The organism is Mesorhizobium sp. M4A.F.Ca.ET.090.04.2.1, assembly GCF_003999085.1.
GTDB lineage: Bacteria > Pseudomonadota > Alphaproteobacteria > Rhizobiales > Rhizobiaceae > Mesorhizobium.
In genome coordinates this window covers 1-5,738 of the sequence record NZ_RZOT01000393.1, presented here as the reverse complement: position 1 = coordinate 5,738, position 5,738 = coordinate 1, and the positions used below count along the sequence as shown (strand labels likewise).

7 protein-coding genes are annotated in these 5,738 nt (G+C 65.3%); all 7 read left to right on the top strand.

Annotation, left to right across the window (positions count from 1 at the left end; all coding sequences use genetic code 11):
• On the top strand, window positions 1-707 hold a 707-nt coding region (locus tag EN781_RS23670; RefSeq protein WP_245492644.1), incomplete at its 5' end, for a thiamine pyrophosphate-dependent enzyme.
• 41 nt (window positions 708-748) lie between these two features.
• On the top strand, window positions 749-1,663 hold the full coding sequence (iolE, locus tag EN781_RS23665) for a myo-inosose-2 dehydratase (protein ID WP_126057077.1): 915 nt from the start codon (window positions 749-751) through the stop codon (window positions 1,661-1,663).
• A 65-nt stretch (window positions 1,664-1,728) separates the two neighbouring features.
• On the top strand, window positions 1,729-1,941 hold the full coding sequence (locus EN781_RS23660) for a DUF3329 domain-containing protein (RefSeq protein WP_126057076.1): 213 nt from the start codon (window positions 1,729-1,731) through the stop codon (window positions 1,939-1,941).
• Between the two features lie 14 nt (window positions 1,942-1,955).
• On the top strand, window positions 1,956-2,768 hold the full coding sequence (iolB, locus tag EN781_RS23655) for a 5-deoxy-glucuronate isomerase (protein ID WP_126057075.1): 813 nt from the start codon (window positions 1,956-1,958) through the stop codon (window positions 2,766-2,768).
• A 181-nt stretch (window positions 2,769-2,949) separates the two neighbouring features.
• Entirely contained in the window at window positions 2,950-3,657 is a 708-nt protein-coding gene (locus EN781_RS23650; protein ID WP_126057074.1) for a DUF1045 domain-containing protein, read from the top strand.
• A 50-nt stretch (window positions 3,658-3,707) separates the two neighbouring features.
• Window positions 3,708-4,847, top strand: coding sequence for an alpha-D-ribose 1-methylphosphonate 5-triphosphate diphosphatase (locus EN781_RS23645; protein WP_126057073.1), 1,140 nt, complete (start codon window positions 3,708-3,710; stop codon window positions 4,845-4,847).
• The gene (gene phnN, locus EN781_RS23640; protein ID WP_189347775.1) at window positions 4,844-5,473 is read left to right on the top strand and encodes a phosphonate metabolism protein/1,5-bisphosphokinase (PRPP-forming) PhnN; all 630 of its coding nucleotides are present in this window, start codon (window positions 4,844-4,846) and stop codon (window positions 5,471-5,473) included. The genes EN781_RS23645 and phnN overlap by 4 nt, the downstream gene beginning before the upstream one ends.
• Window positions 5,474-5,738: the final 265 nt, after the last annotated feature.

Genomic DNA, 5,738 nt, shown 5'->3' with positions numbered 1-5,738 from the left:
CTGCCGCCGCCAAGGTGACGGCCTCGACCAATGCCGCCTATCCGTCCGACGCGCAAGTGATCGGCGCCGTGCAGCGCGCCATGGGCTCAGGCGTCACCTTGCTGCATGCGGCAGGCGGTCTGCCCGGCGAGTTGCACAAGCTCTGGCAGGCCGGCGCGCCCGGTTCCTACCATGCCGAATACGGCTTCTCGACCATGGGCTACGAGATAGCCGGCGGGATCGGCGTCAAGATGGCGAAGCCCGACCAGGAGGTCGTCGTCATGGTCGGCGACGGCTCCTACCTGATGCTCAATTCCGAGATAGCGACCTCGGTGATGCTCGGCCTCAAGCTCACCATCGTGCTGCTCGACAACCGCGGTTATGGCTGCATCAACCGGCTGCAGATGGCGACCGGCGGCGCCAACTTCAACAATCTCCTGAAGGACGCCCGCCACGAGGTGATGCCCGATGTCGACTTCGCCGCCCATGCGGCAAGCCTCGGCGCGACGGCCGAGAAGGTGGCGTCGATTGCCGAACTGGAGACGGCGCTCGCCAGGGCCAAGGGCAATGACAAGACCACCGTGCTGGTCATCGACACCGATCCGCTGGTGTCGACCGAAGCCGGCGGCCACTGGTGGGATGTCGCCGTGCCGGAGGTCTCGTCGCGGCCACAGGTGAATGCGGCGCGCAAGAAATATGAGGAAGCCGTGGGCAGCCGTCAGGGCTGAGCCGCGTCTGCCTCGCAACGAACCGACATTGGAGTGACGACTTGAAAGCCAAACTGGGCATGTCCCCCATCGCGTGGTGGAACGACGATCTCGTGGAACTGAGCGATGACGTGTCGCTGGAGGAGTGTCTGCGCCAGTCGCGCTCGGCCGGCTTCACCGGCATGGAGATGGGCCGCCGCTTCCCCAACGATCCGAAGGTGATGCTGCCGATCCTGAAAGAGGCGGACGTCACGCTGTGCGGCGGCTGGTTCTCCGGCACGCTGGTTGATGAGGAGATGGCCAGGAACAAGGACCGCATCCAGCCGATGATCGACCTGTTCAAGGCCGTCAACGCGCCCTGCATCGTTTATGGCGAGGTCGGCCGCTCCATCCAGGGCGACCGTTCGAAGCCGCTTTCCACCAAGCCGAAACTCTCCGGTGACGAGATGAAGGCCTATGGCAGGCGCCTGACCGAATTCGGCGAATGGTGCGCCGAGCAGGGCATGCCGCTTTCCTACCACCATCACATGGCGGCGGTCGTCGAGACCGAGCCGGAGCTCGATGCCTTCATGCGCCATTCCGGCGAGGGCATTCCGCTGCTGCTCGACGCCGGTCATCTCGCCTTTGCCGGCGGCGACGTGCTGCGCGCCATCGACAACCACCACAAGCGCATCAACCACGTCCATGTGAAGGATGTGCGCATGGGCGTGATCGACAAGCTCGACCGCACGAAACAGTCCTTCCTCGATGCCGTGGCGCTCGGCGCCTTCACCGTTCCGGGCGACGGTTCGTTGGATTTCGGCGCCATCGTGCAGCGGTTTGCCGACCATGGCTATGAAGGCTGGTTCGTGGTCGAGGCCGAGCAGGACCCGAAGGCAAATCCACCGCTCAGGATGGCGCAGGTCGGCTACAAGGAACTGATGCGGGTGATGACGGCCGCCGGTTACACGGTCGAGACGCAGGGTTTTCCGGCCTGAACGGTGGATTAGTCAGGGCGCTCGGTCTATCTGATGCGCTTTGGCTAAATCCGGGGATTGGCGCGATGAAAGACTATGAGCACCCGTTCTTCCGGCCGCTGTGGCGGCGCATCGCCGTGGTGGCTGTCTGCCTGGCCTGGTCGGTGATCGAGTTCGCTTCCGGCACGCCTTTCTGGGGCGTCATCGCGCTCGGCTTCGCCGGCTATGCCGTCTGGCAGTTCTTCTATCTCTACAAGCCGGCTGAAGAGGCCAAGCCTCCGGCCGAACCGAAGGAATGATTGAGGAGACAAAAATGTCCAAACTGCTCGTCAAGGCCGACAAGGGCCACGGCCGCGTCGCCCACGTCACGCCGCAAAGCGCCGGCTGGACCTATGTCGGCTTTGACCTTCATCGGCTCAAGTCCGGCGAGGCGGCTTCGGGTGAAACGGCCGACCGCGAGGTCTGCCTGGTCTTCGTCTCCGGCAAGGGCAAGGCGTCCGCCGCCGGCAAGGATCTCGGCCTGCTCGGCGAGCGCATGTCGCCCTTCGAGGGCAAGCCCTGGTCGGTCTATGTGCCGGAGGGATCCAACTGGTCGGTGACCGCCGACACCGAGCTGGAACTCGCCGTCTGCTCGGCGCCCGGACTGGGCGGCGGCCTGCCGGCCCGCGTCATCGCTCCGCGGGATCTCGGCCAGGAAGTGCGCGGCAAGGGCACCAACACGCGCTACGTCACCAACATCCTGCCCGAAGGCAAGCCGGCCGACTCGCTGCTGGTGGTCGAGGTCATCACGCCGGGCGGTCACACCTCCAGCTATCCGCCGCACAAGCATGACCAGGACAATCTCCCCGCGGAGTCCTATCTCGAGGAAACCTACTACCATCGCCTCAACCCGCCGCAGGGCTTTGCCTTCCAGCGCGTCTATACCGACGCCGGCAGGAATGGCGAGCGCGAGCTGGACGAGGCGATGGCGATCGAGGACGGCGATGTGGTGCTGGTGCCGAAGGGCTACCACCCATGCGCCGCCTGCCATGGCTACGATCTCTACTATCTCAATGTCATGGCCGGGCCGAAGCGCACCTGGAAGTTTCACAACGCGCCCGAGCACGAATGGCTGATGAAGGCCTGACTGAGCATTTTGCAGCCAAGCGGAATCGCTTCCGGTTCGCGGTCGGTTGAAGCCATTGGTCCAGCACGGAAAAATCGTCGGCTAAGGACCTACCTGGCCGATTTGCAATCGAAAACCATCGTAAGCTTCGTCAATCCGTCATGGAAATCACCTATGGCAACGGGTCTGACGAGGACTTCTTATGCGCTACGCCATCTATTTCACCCCAAGCCAGGACGAGCCGCTGGCGCGGATCGCCGCCAATTGGCTGGGACGCGACCCGTTCGGCGCCGCCACTCGGCCGGTCGAGGCCGTGGGTGAGCTGTCGGCGGCCGAAGTTGCCTTCCACACCGCTTCGGCGCGCCGTTACGGTTTCCATGCCACGCTGAAGGCGCCATTCCGGCTGGCCGGGAACGAGACTGAGGCTTCTCTGCGCGCCGCGCTCGACAGCTTTGTCGAAGGGACCCAGCCGGTCATCATCCCGCGCCTGGTCGTCGGCCAGATCGACGGCTTCTTCGCGCTGGTGCCGGAAGCGCCAGTGCCGGCGCTCAACCGCTTCGCCGGCGATGTCGTGCTCGCCTTCGACCGCTTCCGCGCGCCGCTGACCGAGGCCGAGATCGAGCGCCGCAGCCCCGATTCGCTGAAGCCGGACGAGTTCCGCAACCTGTGCCAATGGGGCTACCCTTACGTCTTCGAGACCTTCCGCTTTCATATGACGCTGTCCGGCCGCGTCGCGTCACAGGAAAGCCCTCGTCTGCGCGCAGCAATCGACAGCCTGTTCACGGAAGTGCTGCTGCGGCCGGTGTTGGTCGATGCGCTGACGCTGTTCGTCGAAACCGAACCGGGCGCCCCGTTCATGGTGCTGTCCCACCACGCGCTGGGACGCCGCTCGGCCCGGAAAACTGCCTGAGGCAAAAACTGCTTGAGACCAAACTGCCTGATTACCAAGGACTGCCTGAAATGACCGCCGAGACCGTTCTCACCAATGCCCGCATCGTGCTTGCCGACGAGATCGTCGAGGGCTCGCTGGTGCTGCGCGACGGCCTGATCGCCGCCATCGATCCGGGTGCTGCCCGCGCCGGCGAGGACATGGGCGGCGACTACATCATTCCCGGCCTGGTCGAGCTGCACACCGACCACCTCGAAGGCCATTACGCGCCGCGCCCGAAGGTGCGCTGGAATCCGATCGCCGCCGTGCTTGCTCATGACGCGCAAGTGGCGACCGCCGGCATCACCACCGTGCTCGATGCCTTGCGTGTCGGCATGGACGAGGACGCCGACGTCACATCCGCCGACATTCGCAAGCTTGCCGACGCCATCGAGGACAGCGTCGAGCAGGAGCGGCTCAGGGCCGACCACTTCATCCATCTGCGCTGCGAGGTGTCGGCGCCGGACTGCCTGAAGGCCTTCGCCAATTTCGAGACCGACGAGCGGGTGAAGCTGGCGTCGCTGATGGACCATGCGCCAGGACAGCGCCAGTTCGTCAATCTCGAAACCTATGCCTATTACTACCAGCGCAAGCTGAAGCTCTCCGATCGCGACTTCCGGAAGTTCTGCGAAAAGCGCATGGCGGAATCGGCCATGAATTCCGGTCCGAACCGCGTCTTCCTCTCCGCCGCCTGCCACGAGCGCGGCATCGTGCTCGCCAGCCATGACGACGCCACCGCCGGCCACGTCGAGGAAGCGATCGAGCAAGGCGTGCGCGTCGCCGAGTTCCCGACTACGGAGGAGGCGGCCCGGGCCTCGAAGGCGGCCGGCCTCGGCGTGCTGATGGGGGCGCCCAACGTCATGCGCGGCGCCTCGCATTCCGGCAACGTCTCGGCCCGTACGCTGGCCGGCGATGGCCTGCTCGACATATTGTCGTCCGACTACATCCCCTTCAGCCTGATCCAGTCGGCCTTCTTCCTCGGCGACGTGGTCGAGGGAATCTCGCTGCCGCAGGCGGTTGCCATGGTCTCGAGGAACCCGGCGGAGGCGGTCGGGCTCGACGATCGCGGCGTCATCGAGCCGGGCCGGCGCGCCGATCTGGTGCGCGTGCGCGTCGACGATCATGTGCCGGTCGTGCGCACCGTCTGGCGGCAGGGGCGCCGGGTAGCATGATGGTCTCGGCCTTGCTCGAACGCGAACTGTCGGCCGAGAGGTTCCCGATCCGCAACGGCGTCTTCGTCGCCGTGGTCGGTCCGAGCGGCGCCGGCAAGGACACGGTGATAGGCTATGCGAAGGCCCGCTTCGCCGAAGAGACCCGGCTGGAATTCGTGCGCCGTGTCATCACCCGTCCGAGCGATGCGGCGAGCGAGGACCACGACACGCTGGCCGACGCCGCCTTCGCCGAGGCTGAAGCCGACGGCGCTTTCGCCCTGTGTTGGGATGCCCACGGCCTGCGCTACGGCCTGCCCGCCGATGTCGACTGGGCGGTCGCCAACGGCCATGTCGCGGTCGCCAACGTCTCGCGGTCTGTTATTCCGGCGCTGCGCGAGCGTTACGCCAATCTGGCGGTGGTCGAGATCACCGCGGCGCCGGAAATCCTCGCCGAGCGGCTGGCGGCGCGCGGCCGTGAATCGCGCGGCGAGGTGCTGGCGCGCCTGGCGCGCAGCGCCAGCATCGCGCTCTCCGGACCGGACGTCACCTCGATCGACAACAGCGGCGCCAAGGACATCGCCGGCGAGCGCTTCGCCGAGGTGCTGCGCAAGGCGATGGCGTTTTCGGATCTGTCCAGCATGATCTGAGGTGAATTGATTCAGGTGATGCCGGCTTGCATGTGGGAGGTTGAGCCGAGACTTGTTGATGTCGGCGCCGCCCTTCATTGCCCTGCCGGGCATTTCTCCCCGTATAGTGACGGGGAGAAGGTGGCGGTGTCCGAACCCGATAGATAGGTAACAGAATGGACCGATTGCATAGGTGACAGTTTTCTCCCTCGCCGGAGGACCCGGCGATGGTTTGGCGAGAGACTGGCATCATGGACGAGCGGCTTCGTTTTGTAGTGGATTGCCT

Coding starts and splice junctions, on each gene's coding strand:
- phnN (WP_189347775.1), top strand. CDS start 4,844: ATGATGGTCTCGGCCTTGCTCGAACGCGAACTGTCGGCCGAGAGGTTC.
- EN781_RS23660 (WP_126057076.1), top strand. CDS start 1,729: ATGAAAGACTATGAGCACCCGTTCTTCCGGCCGCTGTGGCGGCGCATC.
- iolB (WP_126057075.1), top strand. CDS start 1,956: ATGTCCAAACTGCTCGTCAAGGCCGACAAGGGCCACGGCCGCGTCGCC.
- EN781_RS23645 (WP_126057073.1), top strand. CDS start 3,708: ATGACCGCCGAGACCGTTCTCACCAATGCCCGCATCGTGCTTGCCGAC.
- EN781_RS23650 (WP_126057074.1), top strand. CDS start 2,950: ATGCGCTACGCCATCTATTTCACCCCAAGCCAGGACGAGCCGCTGGCG.